The 24,507-nt window shown below is 42.0% G+C and carries 25 protein-coding genes and 1 riboswitch; of the genes, 15 read left to right on the top strand and 10 right to left on the bottom strand.

The genetic code is table 11. The annotated features are described in order from the left end of the window. Positions 1 to 58: 58 nt before the first annotated feature. Positions 59 to 709: a GntR family transcriptional regulator gene (locus tag BTO28_RS14400; RefSeq protein WP_076767495.1), complete on the bottom strand. Its 651-nt coding sequence runs from the start codon at positions 707 to 709 to the stop codon at positions 59 to 61. A 197-nt stretch (positions 710 to 906) separates the two neighbouring features. On the opposite strand from BTO28_RS14400, the gene BTO28_RS14405 reads away from it, so the two are divergent. Beyond that, on the top strand, positions 907 to 2,142 hold the full coding sequence (locus BTO28_RS14405; RefSeq protein ID WP_076767497.1) for an MFS transporter: 1,236 nt from the start codon (positions 907 to 909) through the stop codon (positions 2,140 to 2,142). 16 nt (positions 2,143 to 2,158) lie between these two features. Here the strand turns inward: BTO28_RS14405 and BTO28_RS16850 are convergent, their stop codons facing one another. Further along, positions 2,159 to 2,308, bottom strand: a complete 150-nt coding sequence (locus tag BTO28_RS16850) for a Fur-regulated basic protein FbpA (protein WP_144289492.1) — start codon at positions 2,306 to 2,308, stop codon at positions 2,159 to 2,161. Positions 2,309 to 2,527: 219 nt separating this feature from the next. Here BTO28_RS16850 and BTO28_RS14415 point away from each other — a divergent pair, with 219 nt between their 5' ends. From BTO28_RS14415 to BTO28_RS14445, 7 genes are all read left to right on the top strand, one after another. Then, a complete protein-coding gene (locus BTO28_RS14415) occupies positions 2,528 to 3,313 on the top strand; it encodes an IclR family transcriptional regulator (RefSeq protein ID WP_076767499.1) in 786 nt (261 codons plus the stop codon). Next, positions 3,291 to 4,067 (top strand): IclR family transcriptional regulator, encoded by a 777-nt coding sequence (locus tag BTO28_RS14420; RefSeq protein WP_076767501.1) that lies wholly within the window; start codon positions 3,291 to 3,293, stop codon positions 4,065 to 4,067. The genes BTO28_RS14415 and BTO28_RS14420 overlap by 23 nt, the downstream gene beginning before the upstream one ends. 53 nt (positions 4,068 to 4,120) lie before the next feature. Beyond that, a riboswitch (TPP riboswitch) is annotated at positions 4,121 to 4,231 on the top strand. An 81-nt stretch (positions 4,232 to 4,312) separates the two neighbouring features. Then, a complete protein-coding gene (locus BTO28_RS14425) occupies positions 4,313 to 4,864 on the top strand; it encodes a thiamine phosphate synthase (protein WP_158068833.1) in 552 nt (183 codons plus the stop codon). Positions 4,865 to 4,869: 5 nt separating this feature from the next. Then, positions 4,870 to 6,000, top strand: a complete 1,131-nt coding sequence (thiO, locus tag BTO28_RS14430; RefSeq protein WP_158068834.1) for a glycine oxidase ThiO — start codon at positions 4,870 to 4,872, stop codon at positions 5,998 to 6,000. After that, on the top strand, positions 5,997 to 6,200 hold the full coding sequence (thiS, locus tag BTO28_RS14435; protein ID WP_076767506.1) for a sulfur carrier protein ThiS: 204 nt from the start codon (positions 5,997 to 5,999) through the stop codon (positions 6,198 to 6,200). Before thiO ends, thiS begins: the two co-directional genes overlap by 4 nt. A gap of 1 nt (position 6,201) precedes the next feature. Then, the gene (locus BTO28_RS14440) at positions 6,202 to 6,969 is read left to right on the top strand and encodes a thiazole synthase (RefSeq protein ID WP_076767509.1); all 768 of its coding nucleotides are present in this window, start codon (positions 6,202 to 6,204) and stop codon (positions 6,967 to 6,969) included. Then, positions 6,966 to 7,991 (top strand): ThiF family adenylyltransferase, encoded by a 1,026-nt coding sequence (locus tag BTO28_RS14445; RefSeq protein WP_076767510.1) that lies wholly within the window; start codon positions 6,966 to 6,968, stop codon positions 7,989 to 7,991. The genes BTO28_RS14440 and BTO28_RS14445 overlap by 4 nt, the downstream gene beginning before the upstream one ends. On the opposite strand, the gene BTO28_RS14450 is transcribed toward BTO28_RS14445, so the two are convergent. From BTO28_RS14450 to BTO28_RS14465, 4 genes are all read right to left on the bottom strand, one after another. Further along, entirely contained in the window at positions 7,985 to 9,409 is a 1,425-nt protein-coding gene (locus BTO28_RS14450) for an MDR family MFS transporter (protein WP_076767512.1), read from the bottom strand. The genes BTO28_RS14445 and BTO28_RS14450 overlap by 7 nt on opposite strands. A gap of 115 nt (positions 9,410 to 9,524) precedes the next feature. Continuing rightward, on the bottom strand, positions 9,525 to 9,722 hold the full coding sequence (locus tag BTO28_RS14455) for a hypothetical protein (RefSeq protein ID WP_076767514.1): 198 nt from the start codon (positions 9,720 to 9,722) through the stop codon (positions 9,525 to 9,527). 237 nt (positions 9,723 to 9,959) lie between these two features. Continuing rightward, on the bottom strand, positions 9,960 to 11,321 hold the full coding sequence (locus BTO28_RS14460) for an MFS transporter (protein ID WP_076767516.1): 1,362 nt from the start codon (positions 11,319 to 11,321) through the stop codon (positions 9,960 to 9,962). Between the two features lie 99 nt (positions 11,322 to 11,420). After that, positions 11,421 to 12,605 (bottom strand): FAD-dependent monooxygenase, encoded by a 1,185-nt coding sequence (locus tag BTO28_RS14465; RefSeq protein ID WP_076767518.1) that lies wholly within the window; start codon positions 12,603 to 12,605, stop codon positions 11,421 to 11,423. A 181-nt stretch (positions 12,606 to 12,786) separates the two neighbouring features. Between BTO28_RS14465 and BTO28_RS14470 the strand changes: the two genes are divergently transcribed. Then, positions 12,787 to 13,548 (top strand): IclR family transcriptional regulator, encoded by a 762-nt coding sequence (locus BTO28_RS14470; protein WP_076767520.1) that lies wholly within the window; start codon positions 12,787 to 12,789, stop codon positions 13,546 to 13,548. A 156-nt stretch (positions 13,549 to 13,704) separates the two neighbouring features. Here BTO28_RS14470 and BTO28_RS14475 read toward each other — a convergent pair whose 3' ends face one another. Further along, a complete protein-coding gene (locus BTO28_RS14475) occupies positions 13,705 to 14,574 on the bottom strand; it encodes an IclR family transcriptional regulator (protein ID WP_083711641.1) in 870 nt (289 codons plus the stop codon). Positions 14,575 to 14,995: 421 nt separating this feature from the next. On the opposite strand from BTO28_RS14475, the gene BTO28_RS14480 reads away from it, so the two are divergent. From BTO28_RS14480 to BTO28_RS14505, 6 genes are all read left to right on the top strand, one after another. Then, complete coding sequence (locus tag BTO28_RS14480) at positions 14,996 to 16,288, top strand: SLC13 family permease (protein WP_076767524.1); 1,293 nt, start codon at positions 14,996 to 14,998, stop codon at positions 16,286 to 16,288. 148 nt (positions 16,289 to 16,436) lie between these two features. Beyond that, on the top strand, positions 16,437 to 17,432 hold the full coding sequence (locus BTO28_RS14485; protein WP_076767526.1) for a substrate-binding domain-containing protein: 996 nt from the start codon (positions 16,437 to 16,439) through the stop codon (positions 17,430 to 17,432). Between the two features lie 228 nt (positions 17,433 to 17,660). After that, a complete protein-coding gene (locus BTO28_RS14490; RefSeq protein WP_095532692.1) occupies positions 17,661 to 18,683 on the top strand; it encodes a TRAP transporter substrate-binding protein in 1,023 nt (340 codons plus the stop codon). A 13-nt stretch (positions 18,684 to 18,696) separates the two neighbouring features. Then, positions 18,697 to 19,194: a TRAP transporter small permease gene (locus tag BTO28_RS14495; protein WP_076767527.1), complete on the top strand. Its 498-nt coding sequence runs from the start codon at positions 18,697 to 18,699 to the stop codon at positions 19,192 to 19,194. Then, positions 19,191 to 20,465 carry a TRAP transporter large permease gene (locus BTO28_RS14500; protein ID WP_076767529.1) on the top strand — a complete coding sequence of 425 codons (1,275 nt, stop codon included), beginning with the start codon at positions 19,191 to 19,193 and terminating at the stop codon, positions 20,463 to 20,465. Before BTO28_RS14495 ends, BTO28_RS14500 begins: the two co-directional genes overlap by 4 nt. A gap of 154 nt (positions 20,466 to 20,619) precedes the next feature. Further along, positions 20,620 to 21,675: a potassium channel protein gene (locus tag BTO28_RS14505; RefSeq protein ID WP_076767531.1), complete on the top strand. Its 1,056-nt coding sequence runs from the start codon at positions 20,620 to 20,622 to the stop codon at positions 21,673 to 21,675. Between the two features lie 172 nt (positions 21,676 to 21,847). On the opposite strand, the gene BTO28_RS14510 is transcribed toward BTO28_RS14505, so the two are convergent. From BTO28_RS14510 to BTO28_RS14520, 3 genes are read right to left on the bottom strand one after another with little or no spacing between them, the layout of a single operon-like run. Further along, positions 21,848 to 22,960 carry a cupin domain-containing protein gene (locus BTO28_RS14510; RefSeq protein WP_076767532.1) on the bottom strand — a complete coding sequence of 371 codons (1,113 nt, stop codon included), beginning with the start codon at positions 22,958 to 22,960 and terminating at the stop codon, positions 21,848 to 21,850. Between the two features lie 18 nt (positions 22,961 to 22,978). Then, positions 22,979 to 23,461, bottom strand: a complete 483-nt coding sequence (locus BTO28_RS14515; RefSeq protein ID WP_083711645.1) for a DinB family protein — start codon at positions 23,459 to 23,461, stop codon at positions 22,979 to 22,981. A gap of 5 nt (positions 23,462 to 23,466) precedes the next feature. Beyond that, entirely contained in the window at positions 23,467 to 24,405 is a 939-nt protein-coding gene (locus BTO28_RS14520) for a fumarylacetoacetate hydrolase family protein (protein WP_076767536.1), read from the bottom strand. Positions 24,406 to 24,507: the final 102 nt, after the last annotated feature.

Genomic DNA, 24,507 nt, shown 5'->3' on the forward strand with positions numbered 1-24,507 from the left:
TCGTTCGATTGAGATGAAAAAAGCGCACCTTATAATAGGGGCACTTTTCATTGACATATTATTTTTTCGTATTTTTCATCTTTTCAACCAATTCATGTCCAGTGCGGCTTATGTGTTTGGCAACCAAATCCCCAGCCAGTGCAGCATCCTTTTTTTTCACAGCCTCTAGAATTTCTTTATGTTCCTGGTTTGATTTTTTTGTATGGTCTAGTAAAAGATGAGGTGTTTGCTGCGGAAAGCCATTCCACAAAGTTTCAATAAAGAACAGCAGGCGTTTCCACGCGCAATTGCTCATTAACAGGTTATGAAACGTTATGTTCGCTTCTACAAATTTTTCTGCTTCTTTCGTATCTTCCATTTCGTTGACAAGAAGTTCTAATTTTCTGATTTCTTCTTCTTCGATTTTTTCCACGCTTTGTTCTACTGCGATCTTTTCAAGCTGCGCTCTTAAATTGTAAATTTCTTCAATATCTTCAATGTTTAATGTTTTAACAACAGCCCCGCGGTGAGGCTCGATTTTAATTAACCCTTCTATTTCTAATTTCCGAAGTGCCTCTCTAACAGGCATCCGGCTTACACCTAAAGAATTGGCTAATTCTTCTTGAACTAGTTTTTCACCAGGTGCAATTTCTCCGTTTAATATTGCTTCCCTTATTACTTTTGTAACTTTGGAATGGATCGTGTCTAACTCACTTTTATCTAAGTGCAATGTAAACTCTCCTTTACAACAGTTTCATTTATCCATTAATTTGACGATTAAGTGTGGAAAATAAAGAACGCTCCCCTATTGAACGTAAAATAATTCATTCAAAAAGGATATTGTATCCTATATAATAATATCTATGCTAGTAAAAAGCTACTTTAAATACATTCATTTAGTATTTTCTAAGTAATAGGGGGTACGCTATGGCGTATATTGAACCACATACAAAAGCAAGTAAAAAAGCAAGTTTTGCTCTATTTCTGGGCGGTTTTGTCACATTCGCTACGCTATATACGACGCAGCCACTTATGCCGTTGTTCGCACAAGAGTTTGGCGTCTCTGCTTCCATGGCAAGTTTATCATTATCGCTGTCCACTGGAATACTAGCAATTGCCATGATCATAGCCGGATCGCTGTCTGATGAGTTTGGAAAAAAGAAGATTATGATCACTTCCATGTTCGCTGCGTCGATCATTGGAATCTTAACTGCATTTAGTGCAAATTTTTGGACGCTGCTTGCGTTCAGGGCAATTCTCGGTATATTTCTAGCCGGGGTACCCGCCATTGCGATGGCGTATGTATCGGAAGAATTCAATCCAAAAGCAATCGGCACAGCGATGGGTCTATACATAAGCGGAACTTCTATTGGCGGCATGTCTGGGCGTGTATTGACGGGACTGTTAACGGATTTATTTAACTGGCAGGTAGCGCTTATTACCATAGGCATTATCGCGCTCGCTGCAAGTATAACGTTTTACCTAACACTTCCGGAACCGCGAAACTCCGAAAAGAAACATGTAAATTTTCGCGACATGCTGCTCGCCTATAAAATACATATGTATAACCGCCCGCTTCTTGCGGTCATTTCACTCGGCTTTTTATTAATGGGAAGTTTTGTGACGCTGTATAATTACGTCGGATTCTTATTAATGGAGCCGCCATATTCATTAAGCCAAACATTTATAGGGTTTATTTTCTTGGTTTTTTTAACGGGGACATTCAGTGCGATGTACATGGGCAGGAAAGCAGATATATATGGAAACCCGCTGATCCTCCGCGTATCAATCGGCTTAATGGCTGCAGGCGCTCTTTTCACTTTTGTTCCTTCACTAGCCGTCATTATTGCTGGAATTGCTTTATTTACGTTTGGCTTTTTTGCGGCCCATTCAATTGCAAGCGCCTGGGTTGGTGAATATGCCGGATTTAATAAAACACAAGCTTCCTCTATGTATTTATTGCTGTACTATTTTGGTTCAAGTTTTATCGGTTCCTTCGGCGGCTGGTTCTGGACGCACTGGCACTGGATAGGGGTTATAGGCCTCGTTGTTATTCTTCTTGCTTTAACGTTTCCGCTTATTTATTATGCGAAACACCACCAACCCGGCGTTTTTTCCAGCCTTTCGAAAAGAAAAAAAAAGCACAAACATTACTCCCTGTAATGTTTGTGCTTTTTTCCTACATGTTTATAGATGTATCCATTGATTCATTCAAATAAATTAACTCATCAACCGTCAACTCATAAAGCTGTCGGTCTCCATATTTAAAAATTCCTTGTTCCATAAGACGTTCAATCAACTTCATTTGTTCTTTCTCTGTCGTTTGCATGTTGTCTTCCCCTTTTTTCATGTTGCTGTTAGTTTATTCCCCTTATGAGTAAATTATGAAACATAGTTTACGACAAATTCTTACAACAAATATAAAAAAGGAAAAAAGACTCAGCCCAGAATAAGGTTTTGTATAAAGTATTCTGTTATTTCATCTTGTCCTATTTCTTAATTTTCGCTATTGTTCAGATATACCCAATTCGAAAGTGAGGAATGGCAAATGGGCCATACTACTTCTCTTGAAAACGCACTGCTTATACTAAAATCCTTTTCAATTAATCAGCCGGAAATGAGTGTGACCAATGTCGCAGATTTATTAGGTGTGGCAAAGAGCACCGCACACAGGCTGTTATCATCTCTGGCTGCAGAAGGGTTTGTGGTGAAAGATCATCAAACACACCTATACAGCCCCGGTTCATCCATTCTAGCATTGACAACAATTATTAATTCTCAAATTCATATTTTAAACGAGGCAGCACCTGTGTTAAACATGCTGGTTGAATCAACTGGTGAAAATGCTCATCTGGCTATTTTAGAAGGACTTGATATTATTTATTTGCAAACCATTGACGGAATATATCCTTCCGACGATTTTATTCATATTGGACGCCGCCATCCCGCTTTTTGTACAAGTTCTGGACAGGCTATTCTTGCATTTAGCGAAGAAGCCGCTAACGAAGCCGCACAAAACTTATACCCGTATACAAAGAAAACGATTATATCTGCTGAAAAATTCAGCCAAAGGCTGTTACAGATTCGGGAAAAGGGCTATACAGTTTGCGAAATGGAATTTCGAGAGCAGATTACCGGTATCGGCGCTCCTGTTTTTAACGAAAAAAAGAAAGCGATTGCTTCTGTTAATATCACAACAGATCCGAAAAGAGCTGCATCACCAATTTTGCAAAAACGGTACATTTCAGCGGTTCAAGAAGCCGCCAAACAAATGACGGACATTGTCACGTTACGCAAGAGGAGGATTGAGGATGGCCGGATACGAAAAAGATAAAAAAACATTATCATCTGTGACAAATGCGATGCAGCTTCTCCGCCTTTTTACAAAAAAACAGCCAGAGCTGAGCATCACGAACATGGCAAAACTGACCGGTATTCCAAAAAGCAGTGTTCACCGCCTTGTATTCATTTTAGCGAAAGAAGGATTTCTCTCCAAAAACCCGCGCACGAACCATTATCGGCTCGGTTTATCCATCCTGACGCTCGGCGGTGTCATTTTCAGTCACAGGGAGCTGTATAAAGAAGGGTTCCCTATTGTAAAATCGATTGCCGAAACATTGAATGAATCGGCACATATATGCCTGATGGAAGACGAGCATGTTGTCTATTTATTTCGCGCTGAAAGCAGCCACCCCGACAGGCTGCTTACACAAATTGGCCGAAAAAACCCAGTTTACTGCACAGCTGAAGGGCTTTGTATACTTGCCTATCAAGACGATAAAACCATTGAGCGAACCATTTCAGGAGAACTATACGCCTATACTCCCAAAACCATTACAAATAAACAGGACATCGTTCAGATTCTGTCCGATGTCCGGGACCGTGGTTTTTGCATCTTACACGGAAGTTATTATGAACATTATACAAGTATCGCAGCACCCATTCGAGACCATACAGGCGCGGTTGTTTCTTCTCTTTCAATCGTTGGACATTCCAGCCGCCTGACCGGAGAACGTGCTGAAGAGATAGCCCTTGTGATGAAAAATACAGCCGATGACATATCGGAACATCTAGGCTATTACAAATAATTTTTGCACGTGACACCATGGAAGATATATGATACGCTTAAAAAAACTGAATATTCATCCACTGGAGGTGCCCTTTAAAAGGGCTGAGATCAAAGTGATTGACTTTGGGATTCCTGGAACCTGATCCAGTTCATACTGGCGTAGGAAAGTGGCGAGACCTTTATTGTTGTGTTTATTCAGCGCTGCTTTCCTAACTGGGAAGCAGCGCTTTTTGCATGTCATGTTTCTAAATGGAGCTGATGCCAATGATTCACGCAGTAACCGGAGGAACTGGGTTACCAGAAAACGTAATGTCCATCTCGTCCTCCCTCTATCCGCATGTCGATGCCATTTGTGTTCGTGAAAAACAGCTTTCTGAAACAGCACTCAGCCTGAAAATAAAGAAGATGATTGAACAGGGTATTCCCCCTGAAAAACTGATTATTCATTCTTTCCCTGCGATTGCGGTTCAGTACAACTTACAGGGTGTTCATTTTACTGAGTTTGATGATCGAATGAAGTTATTTAAGCATACATATCCATACTTACAGGCCGGTAAATCTGTTCATTCCTTGGAAACCGCCATAAAGGCCGAGTTAGACGGCGCAGATTACCTTTACTTCGGTCATATTTTCAAGACACCTTCTAAAGAAGGTGTTCCAGGCCGCGGCTTGGATTTACTTCGCCAACTGACAGACTCTGTGTCGATACCCGTTATCGCGATTGGCGGGATTCATTTTGATAACATTCAAACGGTGCTGGAAGCAGGCGCAGCGGGTGCAGCAATGATTTCTGCATTTTTTAAAAATGAGGAGTGAAAATGATGAATCAATACGATTGTCTTATTGCCGGGGGCGGTGTAATCGGCTGTTCCATCGCATACAGGCTGGCGAAAGCCGGGTTGTCTGTTGCAGTGTTTGATGCTGGAAAAGCTGGTGTTGCCTCCATGGCGGCTGGCGGTATGCTCGGTGCGCAAAATGAATTTGAGCATGAAAACCCGCTTATGGACATTGCGCTTGTCAGCCGGGATATGTTTACGGATATTCGCGATGAATTAATTGAAGAGTCCGGCATTGATATTGAACTAAGGAAAGCCGGATTGTTAAAAGTGGCAGCTACAACAGCCGACCGTCCGGCACTTCTGGACCAGTATGAATTTTTGTCCGGTAAAGATTCCACTGTACAATGGCTGGAGCCGGATGACGTGCCAACTGTTGAGCAATGTATGTCAAAAGACACGGCAGGCGCGATTTACCTCGAAAAAGACAATCAAGTAAAAGCTCCTCTGCTCGCCCGCGCCTTTTTGCAGGCTGCAGTCAACGCCGGTGTTCATGTGTATGAGCAGGAACCCGTGCACCAGGTATTGGTAGAACAAAGTAGAGTCCGCGGCGTAAAAACGACAAAAAGAGTATACCACTCAGACCGTTTTATAACTGCCGCAGGGGCGTGGAGCGGCGAAATGTTTGCCGATGCAGAATTTAATCCGCCGGTCATCCCGGTTAAAGGCGAGTGTGTCTCGGTAAAATTAACGGAAGCTGCACCCGTTAAGACTGTTTTTGCGGTGGATGGATGCTACATTGTGCCAAAACGCAATAAAGAAATGCTGATCGGGGCGACATCGCACCCTGGTATTTTTGATCCATCGGTCACAGCTGGCGGCGTCCGCTCGTTGTTGAACCGGGCCGCACGGCTGCTGCCCGTGCTTGATCAAGGTACGATCGAGCGTACATGGTCTGGCATGAGGCCGCAAACATCTGATGGCCTCCCCATTATCGGCGCCCATCCTGCTGTTGCCGGCCATTATATTTGTACAGGGCATTACCGGAACGGTATTTTATTAAGTCCCGTGACCGGTGTTTTAATGGAGAAATTACTAAACGGATGTGAAAAGACGGCAGCTTCTCTTGCCCCTTTCTCTCCGTCACGATTTTTAAAGGAGGAGTCATTCTCATGAATATGACTGTGAATGGACGCGATGTGGAATTGCCTGATCACGTAACAACTGTCCGTGATTTGCTCGATCATTTTAAACTGAACAAAGAGCTGGCGATTGTAGAATTAAATCAATCGATTTTAGATAAATCAATACGTGACGATGCCGCTCTCAGCGACGGTGACCGGATTGAAATTGTACAATTTGTAGGAGGCGGATAACATGTTAAAGATTGGACCATATTCATTTAATTCCAGACTGCTGCTCGGAACGGGAAAATTCCCTGATTTTGATATCCAAAAAGAAGCAGTTGAAAAGTCAGAGACAGAAATACTGACATTTGCGGTGCGGCGGATGAATATTTTTGAGCCGGAACAGCCCAACTTTTTAGAAAAGATTGATGTAAATAACTATACACTTCTTCCAAATACAGCAGGAGCAAAAACAGCGGAGGAAGCGGTCCGAATTGCAAAACTGGCAAAAGCATCAGGCCTCTGTGACATGATTAAAGTGGAAGTGATCGGATGCGATAAAACGTTGCTTCCTGACCCGATCGAAACGCTTAAAGCGTCTGAAATGCTTCTTGAAGAGGGATTTATCGTATTGCCGTACACGTCTGATGATGTGTTATTGGCAAAACGTCTGGAAGGCCTAGGCTGTCATGCCATCATGCCAGGTGCTTCACCAATCGGAACAGGACTTGGAATCATTAACCCGCTTAATATCCGTTATATTATTGAACAATCATCTGTGCCGGTTATCGTGGATGCCGGAATCGGTGTGCCATCTGATGCAGCGAAAGCAATGGAACTGGGCGCTGACGGTGTGCTGCTTAATACAGCCGTTTCAGGTGCAAATGACCCTGTGAAAATGGCTGAAGCAATGAAATATGGTGTTTTAGCTGGACGAGCAAGTTACGAGGCAGGCCGCATTCCGAAAAAATTTAATGCAGCTGCCTCAAGTCCGTTGGAAGGAATGAGCATCCTTTGACCGAACGGTATTCGCGCCAGGTTTTATTTCCACCAATTGGACAAAATGGCCAAGAGGTTCTGCGCGATAAACATGTGCTCATTATCGGTGCAGGCGCGCTCGGTGCAGCCAATGCCGAGATGATTGTCCGTGCCGGCGTCGGCCATGTCACCATTGTCGACCGCGATTACGTCGATTTCTCCAATTTACAGCGGCAAAATTTATATACCGAGCAGGATGCCATTGACCGGCTGCCTAAGGCGGAAGCAGCCCAAAAGAGGCTGGCTGCACTAAACTCTGATGTTGTCATTGATGCGGTAACAGCAGACGCTGATCCTGAATTTTTTAAAAATATTTTATCCGGCAGTGCGGTCGATCTCATTATTGATGGGACCGACAACTTTGACATTCGGTTTGTCATAAATGATGCCGCTCAAAAATATGCGATTCCGTGGGTTTATGGTGCATGTGTTGCATCCGGGGGTCTGTCGCTGTTTATCATCCCGGGCAAAACGCCCTGTCTGCATTGTTTAATGGATACGATTCCGCAGGCAGGCGCTACATGCGACACAGCCGGCATCATCTCACCTGCCGTGCAGATGACGGCTTCCGCGCAGACAGCTGAAGCATTGAAATGGCTGACAGGCAATATAGATTCACTCCGCGGCACCATTTTTTCGTTCGATTTATGGACAAATCATTTTTCATCAGTTGATGCGGCTAAACTTAAAAAACCGGACTGCCCGTCCTGCGGAGCAAATCCGGTATACCCGTTTCTATCATATGAGCTATCAACGAAATTTGCTGTTTTATGTGGGCGTGACACCGTTCAAATCAGGCCATCCAGCATCAAAAAGCGTGACCTTCAACTCTTATCAGAAAGTGTGGAAAATAGTGCCGACATTACCCACAAAAATGCCTTTCTCATCTCCTTTAAAAAGGATACGTATACGATTACGGCATTCCAGGATGGGCGTGTTTTTATACACGGAACGTCTTCAATAGATGAAAGCAAAAAAGTCTATTATCAATATTTTCAATAATCCCGCTGACTACAGCGGGTTTTTTTCTGCACACTCCTCTTTTTCAGCAAAAATACAAGAGGGAGTGCAGCCACAAGGGGCCCAAGTGAGTAGAGAAACACATCCCCTGCTGCAAACGCGGTTGCAGCATCTTCTTTTATTTCAGCTGACATATATTTCTTTGACTGGAATGCTAACAATGCAGAAAACAGCGCGATCGATAAAGAAGCAATCGACTGCCGTGCCCAGTTGTTTAGTGCAGATGCATAACCCGCAATCTCTACAGGTACAGACGACATTCCTGCATTGGTGATCGGCATATTGCATAGCGCTATACCGAGATATCGAACCGAGGTCCAAATGACAATATATAGAGCCGTCGTTTCAATCGTGAGTGCTCCCATCATATATGTGCCAATAATCATAATTAACAAACCGGTTAAAATTAGCGTCACAGGGCCCGTTTTGTCATACAGCTTTCCGGTCACAGGCGTAAAAAACGCCATTACCAGAGCACCCGGCATCATAATCAGCCCTGTTTCAAACGCTCCAAGACGAAGTGCACTTTGCAAAAAGATCGGCACCAAAAAAGCGCCGGCATACAACGCGACAGACAGCACAGCGCTTAATAGAAGACTGTACGCATAACGGCGGTGCGATAGAACGTCAAAATTAAGAAGTGGAAACTGTATACGCAGCTCGCGGCGGATAAACAACGCGAGCAGCAATAACGCAGCCCCTGACACTAATATTGTTTTGCTATTTGTCAATCCCCACGACTCTGCTTCCGCGAAAGCCGTTAAAAGGAGTACGCTGCCGGCAAAAGAAAGCAGCAAACCTGGCAAATCAAACGGCATTTTCACTCCCGAATCAGTACCCGGTATAAACGTTAACGCCGCCCAAATGGCTGCGCCTGCAATCGGCAAATTCACATAAAACAGCGCCTGCCAACCCGCTGTATCAATAAAAAAGCCGGCCAGGACAGGACCAAGAGCCGGAGCAAGGACGGCAGATAAACTCCACAAGCTAATCCCGAAAGCCTGTTTTTCCCGTTCAATTGTTTTATAGATCAGCGTCATCGTAGAAGGCATAATAATCCCGCTGAACATTCCCTGTAAAATACGCAGCGCAATTAAACTTTCGATATTCCAGGCAAAGATGCATAATAGTGAGCACGCTAAAAAACCAATAAGTGCAGAAATATAAATACGCTTATAGCCAAATCGGGCACCGAACCAGCCTGTTGCGGGCGCCACTGCTCCCGCTGCCAGCATAAAGCCGGTTACTGTCCATTGCGCAGCTGGTAAATCTGAAGCGAATTCACTCATAAAAGCCGGTACAGCAACATTTACTGTTGATGTATTCATAACTGCTAAAAAATTTCCGAAAAAGACAGCAAAAATGATCGACCAAAATGCGCTTTGTTTCTTATGCTCCATCGTTTCACCTGATTTCCTTGTCAATATGTGGTTTTAAGTATAGCAAAAAGATTCGTGTTACGAAATACATTATCCGCCCATTAAAAAAGGCCCTGATTTACAGGGCTGACTCCTTTTATTTCACTAATTTTTTATGATATCCGTACAGAAAATCAGTTCCTGTAAAATCATCGAGTGTACGTGCTTGGAAAGTGGTACCGCGAAGCAATATCAGTTCATCATCCGCGTGTAACATTTCTCCCCATGTTCTGGCATTCCTTTGGACTTTCGCCGTACGTGGAATATGCTGCGCCTGAAAGTTTTGGAAAATCATTTCGTCGTCTCCTTCATTTTTATGCAGTTCATTCCTACCCTATCTTTAAGTTTCAATGTTGGTATCAGAATTTCATTTGTTTGCCGAAAGGATACATTCCGAACAAATGCCTCATCATCACGAAACATTTTTCGAATGTTTGGCGTCAAACCTTCTATGACCGTTTTTTCAATTGTGTTTCACTACGCTGATGCATCAAATTAAAGACACCGCTTTCAATGCAACTGCAGATTGAACTCAGCTAATTTGCTTTGCTTCTTTCGTTTCCTCTTGATCGTTTGCACCGGGTTGATCAAAATAGACAGCCCGTTTTTCAGGAACTAAGAATAATGCAATAGCCGCAATCAGTCCCGGAATGGCAAAGGCAATAAAATTCAATTGAATCGGCAGCGTAATAGATAAGAGGAATCCTCCTAATAACGGTCCGAGCATTCCACCCATTCGACCAATCCCTGAAGAGACGCCTAAAGCAGTCGAGCGTATATAAGGCGGATAATATTGTGAGACATAGGCCTGGACGATATTTTGTGCGCCAATCGTTGCGGCTCCCGCAACCGCAACAAGCAGATAAATAACAAACGTATTGCCGCCAAACCCGAGTAGCGTGAGCGCGACTGCACCAGAAGCATACATCGGTACAAGCATCTTTTTGGAACCATACTTGTCGCAAAGACGAGCAATAATTAATGTACCCACAATCGCTCCACCTTGAAGGGCGATTAAGAAGCCTAAACTTGAATTCAATGCAAATCCTGCTTCCATCATTAATTTAGGAAGCCACGTATTTAGTCCATATACCATTAGTAAACAACTAAAAAATGCAATCCAAAACATGACCGTACTTAAACCTCTTCTTTCTTTAAACAATCCTATCACTGGAACTTTCGATTCAGCCAAAGGGATCTCCATCATCTCATCATCTTTAGCAAATGTAATTCCCGGGCTGATTTTTTTCAGTATTCGAAACATCTCTTCTTTGTTTCCTGTTCTAATTAAATGGACAGAGGACTCAGGAAGGTATTTATACATAAAAGGCAAAAGCAATAAAGGGATTCCTGCAACCCAAAAAATAGATTCCCATCCGAATTTCGGCATAATGATAATCCCAAGCGTCGGGGCAAGCATTCCACCAACAGAATATCCACAGAGAACGATTGAAACGACCATGCTTTTCATCTTTTTTGGTGAGTAATCAGTCATTAACGCAATAATAATCGGCATAATGCCTCCAAGACCTACACCAGCAAAAAAACGAAAAATGGAAAAAGTCGCCGGGTCATGAGCAAATCCACATAAAACGGTAAAGAGACTAAACAATATAACTGATAAAGCGATTACATTTTTCCTTCCAATCCGATCAGCCAAAATCCCTAAAAAAATGGCACCAAACATCATGCCAAATAGTCCGTAGCTGCTCATGGCTCCTGCTTGAACAGAAGATAAGTTCCATTCTTGAATCAACAACGGGACAACAGTTCCATAAACAACTAAATCATATCCATCAAAAAGGATAATAAGAAAACCCCACGCTAACAGCCCGAAATGAAAGCGATTAAATTTACTGTTGCTAATGATTTCAGCAGTGTTGACTCTTGCCATGGAAATAAACCCTCCTAGTGAAATTCATAGATACCCGAGATGATTTTAGGTCATGTGGATTAGACAGAAGAAAGCCCTGAATCACAGGGCCCTTTCCATTTATCTCACTAAATTTTTATGGTAGCCATATAGGAAATCTGTTGCGTTAAAATCATTCGCTTCGCGTAATTTAAAGATCGTATTCCGGAGTAAAATAGACAGTTCATCTTCAGCATGGATAATTTCACCCCAAGTTCTTGCATTTGTTTGTACTTTTGCTGTACGTGGAATACGTTGTTCCTGATAGTTTTGAAAAACCGATTTGTAATCGCCTTCATTTTTCAGCAGTTCATCTGCCAAGCATGCAGCATCTTCTAGCGCCTGGCATCCTCCTTGCGCCAAGTATTGAAGCATCGGATGAGCTGCATCGCCAAGAAGTGTGATATTTCCATTTGTCCAGTTGTCAATTGGAAGGCGATCATACATTGGCCAGCGAATTTGACGCTGAATAAATGAAAGAGCATTGACAACAAGCGGATGGCATCCTTCAAAGCGTTTATCCATTTCTTCCGGAGTTCCCCAGTCATCAGATCCTTCTTTATATTCAAACGATTTAAATACAACAACCTGATTGTATAGTTCGCCTCGGCGAACTGGATATTGAACAAGGTGAAGATTCGGCCCGATCCACATAATCACGTCATCAAGATTGTTATCCGATGAGATTTCGTTAATTGGAATCGTACCGCGGTATGCAACATATTCAGAGCAAATAGGCTCGTCATCACTGAATAGTTTACGCATGTTCGATTTTAGGCCGTCTGCCCCGATTACCGCTTTTGCCGACAATGTTTCCCCTCGCTGATTCGTAATGAAGACACCGCTTTCATTTTGTTCCGCTGATTGAATCGATTGATCGTTTAACAATGTGATTTTATTTGATTTTTTGCATGCTTCAAGCAGCACTCTGTGCAAATCGGATCTGTGCATGACAATGTATGGCTGGCCATATCGCTCTTGAAATTCCTCTCCGAGATCCAAAGCCGTTAATTCTTCCCCTGTATACACATCTTTTAAAACAAGACGTTTCGGAAACACAGCAAGCTTGTTGATTTCTTCCACAAGACCGAAACGATCGAGAACAGCCATGGCATTGGGACCAAGTTGAATGCCGGCACCCACTTCGCCGAACTCTGGTGCCTGTTCAAGTACGGCAACCGTTTTCCCCGCTTCCACTACACCAAGTGCTGCTGCAAGCCCGCCAATTCCACCGCCGACAACAATTACTTCGCTTACATATTCCATTTCATCCATTCCCCTTTCTTTATTCCATTATTAGTGACTAGTGTGCATCATTTATAAAAACAGTAATGTAATTTTTTCTCATTGTCAACAATTTATTTAATCAAATAGATCTTTCTTTTTTTTTTCATTCACTACTGCTACACTGATTGTCAAGGAGACAAACAAGTCAAAGGAGACAAAAATGACAGAACATAAAAGTCCTCAAGGAATCCAATCCCTGCAGCTCGGATTAAATATTCTCGATGTCTTTCTCGAAAAAGCTCATCCGCTGAAATTTTCCGAAGTGCAGGAATATACAGGGATGACGAAAAGCAACCTGTATAAATATTTGCACACACTTACGCAGTCGGGTGTACTATATCGTGATCCGGTCCAGAATACATATTCACTCGGCAGCAGGCTGATTGAATATGGAAATGCAGCACTTGGAAGCACTGACATCATCGGACGCGTTCTTCCTTACTTAAAAGAAATCAGCCAGCAAACATCGCTCACTACACTCCTTGCCATCTGGTCTCATGACGGCCCGGTTATTGCACATATATGGAATGCGAATTACGGCATAAATATCGGTGCTCAAATTGGTGCTAAATTGCCGCTGCTATCATCATCGGGCAAAATTTTTGCCGCATTTATGAAAGGGACGGAACGGCAGGAATGGGAGTTAAAAGAGCTGAGCAAGTTGACCGAATTAAAACGAAAAGAGTTTATAAAGGAACGCCATGAAGCGGAAAAAAACAAGTTCACATATGCGTCAGAACCACTCATCGAACATATTTCATCATTTAGTGTACCTCTCCTCGACTTTCAGCAAAATCTGCTTGGTTCATTGACTGTCGTCGGGTTTACACCTCTTATTCCAAAGAATACAGAGGATGAAATCAGCCAATATGTGATTGGACAGGCAAATAAAATTTCAGCTTCATTTGGTTATCGTCTATAAAAACCATCCTCACAGGATGGTTTTTTGTTTTTCATGCGGTAATATATCAATCTTGAGGGCCTTTTTTATTTCACAAGAATGGTGTAAGCGATTACATTAAATTGGAATTCCTATAATAAATACTTTCTTTTTTCCCTAAAGATGTTTCCGTTCAATCTAATATTGGAAGCACTTAGAGATTTCATCTGCAGCTCTCACTAAATGGCGAATACCGATTTTTAATTTTTCATGCTTCAAGCGACTGCTGGGGCCAGTAATGTTAATGGCAGCCACAACATCCCCCTCTTTATTACGAATGGGAGCAGCTGCTGCGATAACCCCTTCATACCTTTCCCCTGAACTTAATGCATATCCCTGTCTTCTAACTCTGGACAATTCTTCTTTAAAATCATTTTCGTCTGTAATCGTTTCACTCGTCCACGGTTCAAGTCCTTTACTAATCACATGATCAATCAATTGATTGTCATTTTGGAACGCTACTAAGACTTTTCCCGAGCTTGAACAGTGAACGGGGCTGCGAGAACCTGGTGAAGCCATAAAACGAAGAGGGTGCTTACATTCTATACTTTCAATAAATAAGACTTCGTTCGAATCGGCTAAGATTGCAAGCTGTGCTGTTTCCCCTACGCTCTCAACTAAACTTTTTAATACGGGCTTTGCTTCATGATAAAGTTCATTTGAATTTTTATAAGCGTTTCCTAAAGAAAGGACAGCCGGCCCCAATTTATAACCTCTTGAAGAGGGGTCCTTTTCAATGAATCCTTCTACCTTAAGTGTAGAAATAATTCGGCTGACTGAACTTTTGTCTAAATCCAGAGCACGTGACAACTCCATCACTCTCTTTACAGGCTCTTCACTTGAAAAACAATTCAACATACGCAAAGCATTTTGGACAGAATCCAAGGTCTTTGCCTTTATTTGAATTTCAGGCATTCTCTCACTCCTTCTTCTGGATATTTTAGGTACTATTTTTAAATATAAAATGAAATCTTGCACTAAGGGTTTCTGAAAATGATCATAATACATGTTTCATTTCCAATCAATTGGATTTAGGCGAAGTTTTAACATACAAGCGAATTGTTAAAACGCTTTGATGGGATTGAGCATCCTTTCAAAAAAGACTTTGGACCCTCTCCTGCTAAAGGACTTTTATTTAATTTTGGATTGTTGTTCTATGCGAGATGATAGCGTTTACATAGTTATAGATTCCCTTTACACTTGGAAATTGAAAAAGGAATCTTTAAAGGGAGGTGGAAATTTCAAGAGGGAACACCCATAATGTAAGCGCTTAAATAATTTGTATCACTGCCTACATCTCTTTATTAAAAGTGTGATAGCCAAAAGTGGCCCGGCATATTACAAAGACCTTCAAGGTAATTCATTCTAAATAAAAGAGATGAGCCAATCATTCCTGTTTCATTAAATTCTAAAAAACGGAGGGAAAAAGATGAATATTGAAATTATTTCTATTATTGTTCTTCTTATTTTGTTTGTCATTGGCTCAACCTTGCCTATCAATATTGGTGTTTTAGGATTTGTCGCGGCGTTTATTGTCGGTTCCCTTATAAGCGGGCTAAGCCTTGATGACATTTATAGTGTCTTTCCAGCAGACCTTTTTATCCTAATTGCAGGCATAACGTACTTGTTTGCTATCATCCAAAAAAGTGGAACGATCGACTTGATCGCCAGTTGGGGCCTCCGTTTAGTCAAAGGAAATCTAGGTTTGATCCCATGGATTATGTTTGTACTTAGCATGATCCTTACAAGTATCGGCACTTCGGGCATCGCTGTTGTTTCCATTCTTGCTCCAATTGCCTTGCGAATGGCCTACCAGTACAAAATTAGTCCACTTATGATGGGAGTTTTAATTGTAATGGGGGTCAATGCAGGCTCTTTCTCCCCTTTAAATATTTTTGGGGTCATTGTAAACGGCGTGCTGGATTCACGAAACCTCGCCCACTCACCCGCAATGCTGGTGGTTAACTGCATTATTTATTTTTTCATTATTGCATTGATCTTTTTCATCATGTTTGGGGGAATCCGTTTATTAAAAAAACAAACAACAGCTATGGAATTTATTGCTGCTACAGCTGACGACGCTCAAATAAACAATCATTTGAATGATAAGCAAGACGGACAGTTGACCCTTTATAAAGGTGTTATCCTCGTTGCTATAGGATTCCTCGTCGTATTGGCACTTGGCTTCGATGTAAATATCGGTTTTGCAGCGCTCATGGTAGGGCTGGCATTGGCACTTGCCTTTCCCAGTAAGCAAGAAGGCGTGTTTAAGGATATGCCATGGGGCGTTATCTTTTTAGTAACCGGTATGATGACGTATGTTGGAGTTCTGGAAAAAATAGGTGTTATGGAATCCATCACCAACCTTATTTCAAGTATGGATAACCCCGTAATCGCCACTCTGACTGTCTCTTATATAGGTGGAATCGTTTCGGCATTTGCCTCAACAACTGGTTTCTTGGCGGCGGTTATTCCTATGTCGGTCCCTATTCTTGAGGATCCGTCCGTCTCTTCCCTTGGTGTCGTATCAGCAATAGCAGCCGCCTCCAGCATAGTGGATTTAAGTCCCTTATCATCAGTAGGCGCACTTTTGCTGGCCAACGTCCAGGGGATTAAAGAAAGAGTGTTTTTCAGACAGCTTTTATTTGTTGCTTTGGCCTTCGTAGCATTTGGCCCGGGTCTTGCCTGGCTATTGTTTATGGTGATTGGAATGCCATGGTAACAATAAACATCTTTTCTAAAGTGCAAATAAAATTTACAAATGTTGTCCTATGCAAGACACTCGTGTTTTCAAGTCTTCTGAACCAATATATGATTCAAATAAGCCAAGCTATTAGCGTAAAACATAACAGTCGAAAAGGAGATAACAAATGTCTACTAAATTAAAACTATCATTCGCATGTTGGGATTATGATAGAATTCGCCCTTTAACAGATGGAACAGTTCAGCCAACGGGAATAGAGTTAAATTGGTTAAATACACCTGTTGAAGAAACTTTTTTCCGTATGATGCGGCATCAAGAGTTTGATGTTGCGGAGTTGTCGCTATCTTCTTATTTAATCGGCAAAGACCGTGGTTTCCCTAATTTTACGGCTATACCTGTTTTTGTTTCCCGATTTTTCAGACATTCAGGAATATACATCAATACGAATAGCGGAATTAAGGAGCCAAAAGATTTAATAGGGAAACGTATTGGCATCCCCGAGTATCAATTAACAGCTTGTTTGTGGATTAGAGGGATTTTAAAAGATGAGTATGGAGTTTCACCTGAAGATGTTTTTTGGTTAACTGGCGGTGAAGAAACACCAGGGAGAATAGAAAAAGTGGCTTTAAATTTACCGTCAAATATTAAAATTCAGCCGATTGGAGAGGATCAAACACTTAATCAAATGCTTGAAGATGGTGAGATTGATGCCATGATAGCCCCTCGTGCTCCATCAAGCTTTTTGAATGGATCCGACAAGGTAAAGCGCCTTTTTTCTGATTATCCTACGGTCGAAAAAGAGTATTATCAACGAACTGGCATTTTTCCAATTATGCACGTCGTGGCCATTAAAAATGAAATTTTAGAGCAAAACCCGTGGGTGGCCGCTAATTTGTACCAGGCGTTCGTGGAAGCGAAGAAAAAAACCTACGAAGGTCTTAAACAGACTGCGGCTCTGAAAGTGACCCTCCCTTGGTTTACAACGGAGTGGGAAAACACCATTAAATTAATGGGAGAGGATTTCTGGCCTTACGGAGTGGAAAAAAACAGGGTTACATTGGAAGCAGCCATTAAATATTCATACGAACAGGGAATGATCTCACGCAAGTTTGATGTAGACGATCTATTTTCCAAAAGCACACTGGAAGAATATACAATTTAATTAAAGAGACCGGAGGAGAGCCAAGTGATCAAACTATCACTGTCTCCCCCGGCATGATGTCTTTTGTAAAACCATCCTCACTGGATGGTTTTTTAATTTCCAAAAAAACCATTGACTTCAAAAAATCTATTTTATAATATAAGTGATAGATATCCACTATTAAGATACAACCAAGACTTTTCTCACACATAATTGTAAGCGTTTTATTCATGAAAGGGGATGGAGTGAATGAATTACATGAAACGATTTAAAGCAATTGCAGCAGCTTCTGTTTTAAGCACAGCAGTCCTTGCACTATCAGCCTGTGGAGAAGACACAGCCAGCAATGAAACGGATGGCGGAGAAACAAGAACATTTAAGATTTCGCACGTAACACAGGAATCTCACGTCTGGCATCAGACAGCCTTAAAGTTCGGCGAAGAGTTGGAAGCGCTATCTGACGGACGGATGAATGTGGATATTTATCCTGCTTCCCAGCTTGGACAGGAAAAAGATATGGTTCAGCAGCTGGAAACTGGTTCACTTGATTTTGGCTTTTTGACAAACGGCTACATGAGTACACGCCAGGATTCATTGAATGCATGGTTTATGCCATTTACATTTAAAAACCTGGAGGAAGCCGCTGCACTTCGTAAATCAGCTGCAGCAAAACAAATGCTGGAAGAATTAAGTTCACAAGGACTGCTTGGTTTGGATTTCGCTTTTGCCGGCAACCGTCATATCTTATTGAAAGACGGTCATGTACAGTCACCGGATGATTTAAAAGGGAAAAAAGTTCGCATTATTGGAAGCCCGGCAATTCAAGAATTCTGGGAGAAAACAGGGGCTGGACCAACAGCGATGCCTCTGCCTGAAGTATATACATCACTCCAAACAGGCGTTATTGACGGAATTGACATTGACCTTGATGCACTTGCCACTGAAAAATATTACGAAAATGCCGAAAATTTAACATTAACGAATCATATGACATTTCCTACTGTTATCGTGATGAGCCAGCAAGTGTATGACAGCCTTTCTCCTGAAGACCAAAAAATCGTGAAAGAAGCGATATCTAAAGCTGTCGATTGGGGTGTTGAGGAAGCGATTGCACGAGAGCAGAAAAACCTCGAAGAACTGAAAAAAATCGGTGTGAAAGTGGAAGAGTTAAAAGATCCATCATCATTTGAAGCCATTACAAAAGAAGTAACTGATAAATACTCAAGCCAATCTGAAGTTATTAAATCTTTCTTGGAAGAAGCAAAAAAATAACGGGGGAATTATTATGAAAGCGCTGCACCGATTAAGTGATTGGGTGTACAACATTGAGAAAGTCATCGCCGTTATTCTCTGTGCCGCCATGCTGATATCTTTATCAGCTGGCGTTCTTTTCCGGTACGTTTTGAGCGCACCATTGACATGGTCGGATGAAACGGCAATTTTTTCGCTAATCTGGCTTTCATTTATTGGCGGCAGTATGAGTATTAAACGACAGGATTCTGCGGCCATTACGCTTTTAATGGACAAAGTTCATGGAAAAGCGCGTACCATTATGCTTGGTGCAGGTTTGGCCGTTTTACTGGCATTTGTCATTTATATTTTTTACTTATCGATCATCTGGCTCTCTTCTCCGACAATTATGATGCAGCGTTCGAGCTCAATGGGAATGCCAATGATCATTGCCTATTTAAGTATACCAGTCAGCTTTTTCTTCTTAATTATTCATACGCTTGAATTGTTTTTGAATAATTTCAAAAGCGACGAAGGGAGAAGAATAGCATGACAGCTGCTTTAATCGTTTTTATTATCCTTTTGTTTCTGCAGGTACCCATTGCGTTTGTTCTTGGGATTACGACAATCGCCTATATTATTCTCACCGGCAATATGGGACTGACGGCAACTGCCCCTCAGCGGCTTTATTCCGGCTTGGAGAATTATGGAATGCTCGCTGTCCCATTGTTTATGATGGCCGGTGAATTAATGAATTTTGGCGGTATTACTACACGTCTAATCGACTTTTCCAAAACGCTCGTCGGCCATTTTCGCGGCGGTCTTGCTTATGTAAATGTCATTGCGAACATGCTGCTTTCCGCTATTATGGGATCCGCAACAGCTCAAATCGCAATGATGAGCCGTACAATGGTTCCCTCAATGGAAAAGGAAGGATATTCAAGAGAATTTGGTGCTGCCACTACTGCTGCATCCGGGCTTCTCGGTCCTATTATTCCGCCAAGCATGATTTTCATCATTTACGGGGTTGCTTCGGGCGCTTCTATCAGTGATATGTTTATAGGAGGCGTTCTGCCTGGTGTCGTTCTGGCACTCGCCTTTATTGTTCTTATCGGCTATACAGGCTCAAAAGAAAAATGGCCTACGCAAGAACGGGCGCCTATTTCGTTAATCACCAAATCTTTTATTAGTGTCATACCTGCACTTCTGGTCCCAGTCATCATTATTGCAGGAATATTAAGCGGTGTTTTTACAGCGACAGAGTCCGCTGCCGTCGCTTGTGTTGTCGCTCTACTCGTTGGATTTTTCTTTTACAAAGAGCTGAAAATAAAACACCTCCCTTCTATTCTTGTTAATACAGCGGTGACAACTGCCACTATTACGATGTTAATAGCAATGGCGAATCTATTTGGCTGGATGTTATCATTTGAACAAGTTCCACAAAACATCGCTTCATGGATGGTTTCTTTAACAGAAAGTCCGTTGGTTTTTCTGTTGATTGTTAACATCTTTCTTTTGATCGTTGGCATGTTTATGGATGGCATTGCTGCCTTAATCATCCTTGTTCCCATTTTTATGCCGCTCATTGCCAATTACGGCATTGATCCTGTTCATTTCGGCGTTGTGATCTGTATTAACCTAACCATTGGTTTGTTAACACCTCCTGTAGGAGCAGGATTGTATATCGCTTCCTCACTAGCCGATGTTAAATTGGAAACATTGATCAAATCCATCTGGCCATTCTTGATCGCTTCTTTCATCTCTTTATTAATCATTACTTATTGGCCTGATTTAGTTCTCTGGCTTCCCACTATACTAAAATAAAAAAAGCCGTCCATCGTGGCGGCTTTTTTATTTGGTTATGTTCAAGTTACACATCTAATTATCGTGTGTAAAAATGTATTATGCTTAGTTTAATGAATGGCTAAATAAGGGAAATAGAGATTTATCGAGGATTTAAAAGTTAGGATGAATGCTAATGGGATCTTCACTTAAAAAATTAATATATCATCTGATTAAGCTAAGGGGCAGAATCTTTTTTCCATTCGTCATTTTGTACATATTAACTGCTGCGTATATTGCTTTTATTATAGAGCCACAAACATTTGACTCTTACTTAACTTCTATTTACTGGGTTATGACGACACTGGCTACAGTTGGTTTTGGAGATTATGCCCCGGTCACCGATCTTGGAAAAGCATTTACAATCGTCCTATACATCACCGGGATCGGACTCGTCAGTGTTTTAATCGGAAACATCATTGAATCTGCTCGCCTTATTGAAAAACGTAAAGTTGGTGGAAAAATGAAATATACAGGTGAACATCATATCCTTTTGATTGGGTGGAACGAAAAATCGAAAGCAGCAGTCCAAGAAATTTTGAAATCGGATAAAACCATTGATGTGGTCATCATTGATAACTTGGAGAAAGCACCGATGATAGAGGAGCACCTCTTTTATGTTCGTGGGGATGCGACTAATGAGGATACATTACTCCGCGCGAATTTGCCTAAAGCAAAAGGGGTTATCATTTTTGCCGAAGAAATACCTCAAGTGCATCATGATCCAAAAGACCCATTGCTTGCCGATGGGAAAACACTGCTAGTTGCGACTGCCATAACATCTATTGAAGAAAAAATAAACACGCCTATTCATGTTACCGCTGAAGTCATTAATCAAAATCATATCCATTTATTCAAACATGTAAAAGTGGATGAATTTATTCCAACCCAAGAAATGATTTCCCATGCAGCTGTTCGATCATTATTCTCTCATGGGGTTACCCATATGTATTCTGAACTGATGAGCAGACAATATGAAGAAAGTATGTATGAAATCCCTAAACTAGCGGAATGGATCACCTATCGTGATGCATTTATAGACCTTCTCAATAAAGGAGCCACACTGGTAGCAGATCATGGCGACCTTCATATAAACCAAAAACTAGATGAACCGATTCCTGACAATGCACAGCTTTTTGTTATTTGTGACAAAGAAACGATTTCTAAAATACATCCAGATGTATCACGTTAAATACTAAACTTGTTAAGCCAGACTATTTCATTCCAAAACGGTTATTGAAAGGAATAAGTATACAAATACACGTACCTGCATTCTTTTATTCCCGCACAAAAAGACACCTGCTGCCATGATTCTGCAGCAGGTTAAAAAATGAATCTAACAGAGGTAAAACGATGCACGATTCTTACACAATAACCGGTTTAAATTCACCCGTTACTTCCTGGTAGCCGTTGTTCGTATCAAGCTCTTGCTTGCGCTCAAGGCCAAAGCGCTCTAGAATTGGCAAATCGTTTGTCTGGAACAGATAACTTTCCTGTTCAGCCACGTGTTCATGCCACGCCCAGTTTGGCACGACGAAATAATCACCTTTTGACCAGTCAAAGCGAACACCGTTAATAATCGTGTATCCTGAACCTTCATGCACATGGTAGATCGATGCATGCGTGTGACGATGTGCTTTTGAATGGAAGCCTGCCGGCAGCATTTGCATCCAGGCTGCGATCGTCGGACATGCCGTTTCACCGTTGGATGGATTAATAAACTCCACCGCATATCCATCAAAGGCATCCGGTTCAAAACGGCTTAAACCAGCGAGTGCCGCTTCTGTTTGCGCCCATTTATACGAGCCAACCGGCGCTTTTTTCGCGTATCGGTCACCAATTGGACGAACCATGCCGCCTTCATAATGCTGTGCTGAAAAGTTATCCGGCAAAGATGGCTTTTCCAATTTATCAGGATACGGCTCAAAAAACGTTCCGCCAAGATAATAAACCGTTGGAATGTCCAGGCAATCCATCCAGATCATCGGTTTGTCCCCTGTATGGCCATGTCCATGCCATAAACCATTCGGCGTTGTTAAAAAGTCACCTTTTTCCATAAACATTCGCTGGCCATCTACAATCGAGTAGGCGCCTTCCCCTTCCATAATAAAACGAAGGGCATTTTGTACGTGACGATGAGACGGTGCTTCTTCACCAGGCAAAATAAGCTGAACCGCCGCGTAAAGCGTTTGTGTTGTCGATGCCCATCCCCACGGCTTTCGGTAGTTCAAGCCTGGATTTTGGAGATAAATCGCCCGTCGTTCACCGCCGCGGTCCGGTGTGAAAATTTCGGTTGCTTCCATCAATTTTTTGTGAAGAAGATCGTATTTCCATAAATACGCCTGCGCATGCGGCTCCGGCGTATGCTTCATTAAATCTGGAATCGCATTCCAGAGAGGTCCGAGATGATACTGTTCAATATCACGGTTGAAATCCTGGACGATTTGACTGTCAAAAAACGCATTTTTTTCCGCCATACAAAATCGCTCCCTTTCCTATTGTCGCTTCGATAAATTACGTTGAATTTGACCTTCATGTTTATTGACATGCTGATCGATTAAATGGTCAATAATAAATGAAACAGGTTTTGTGCCGAAGTTAGGATTTCTGCTTGGCGCCTCAGCTTCCAGCTGCTCGGGAGTTAAGTTTGCGATCCCGTCTTTTACTAGCTGCTTCACATCTTCCAGCTTTTGAATCATCTCGTTTACACTTATCGCATCTACCGTCTCATGGCTTACGGCTTGGAGCCGAGGCTCATGCAGATGATTTCTGCCCCACTCTTTACCTGGAGTTTGAACAAGCTGGTTAATCTCGCCTACCCAATAAGGCAGTGCTTCGGCAACGTGGGCCAGAATTTGCATAATGGACCACTCTCCCTCAGCTGGTTTCCATCGTATCGTTTCTTCTGATAATCCTCTAACGGTTTCGATAATACGATCGATTGACTCACTAGTTGAAATAACCGCATATTGTGCCATACGTATTATTCTCCTTTTACAGAACGCACTTTATTTTCTAAAACACCGACTTTATCGATTTCAACGCGGACCACATCGCCGTCTTTTAACCATACTTGCGGATCCATTGCTTGAATGACACCGCCAGGAGTTCCTGTAATCACGACATCGCCAGGCTCTAATGTAGCAATACTAGATAGGAATGATACTAAGTACGGCACCGAGAATACTTGGTTAGCTGTGTTTGTCCGTTGACGTTCCTCACCATTTACCGTTAGGACCATTTCTAAACCGGAAGGATCTGTAAGTTCGTCTGATGTAACCATCCATGGGCCCATTGGCAAACTTCCATCTACCGTTTTCCCTTGCAGCCATTGAAGAGTGCGGCGCTGGAGATCACGATATGTCACATCGTTTGCTACTGCATACCCTGCAACATAGTCAAGCGCATTTTCTTCTGGAACATTTTTCGCACGTTTCCCAATGACGAATGCGAATTCTGCTTCATAATCTAATTGTTCTGAAATTGGATAAAACGGAATATCATCTTGAGGCCCAATGACCGTGTTATTAAACTTAGCGAAAACAACTGGATGAGATGGAAGCTCACGTCCCATTTCAAGAATATGTTCGCGGTAGTTGTGACCGACAGCAAAGATTTTTCCTGGCTTTGGTACAGGAGCTCCTATTTTCACCTGTGATGTTTCAAATACGAGCGGCACCTCGCTATCGCTGTTTTCAAGCGCATATGCAACCGCTTCCTTTGCATAGCTCAAACTTTCCGAACCGCCTTGCAAAAAGCCATTCATATCAGCAGGCACATACGCTTCCGCAATTTGAGCAGCACGAATTTTTCCTTCAGACTCAAGCTTTGCTTTAAACGAAGCGTGTAAATCTACTACTTTTTCTCCTTCGAGAGCCGCGATACGCGTCACACCATTATGTGTAAATGTCGCTAATTTCATTTTCAACACTCCTTCTTTGTTCCACTTTTAGATAACAATGTTCCTTATTTATAAAAAATTTAACGTATCCGCTTACATTTGTCAATATTCAAATAATATTAA

The sequence above is a fragment of the Domibacillus epiphyticus genome (assembly GCF_001975785.1).
GTDB classification, from domain to species: Bacteria; Bacillota; Bacilli; order Bacillales; family Domibacillaceae; genus Domibacillus; species Domibacillus epiphyticus.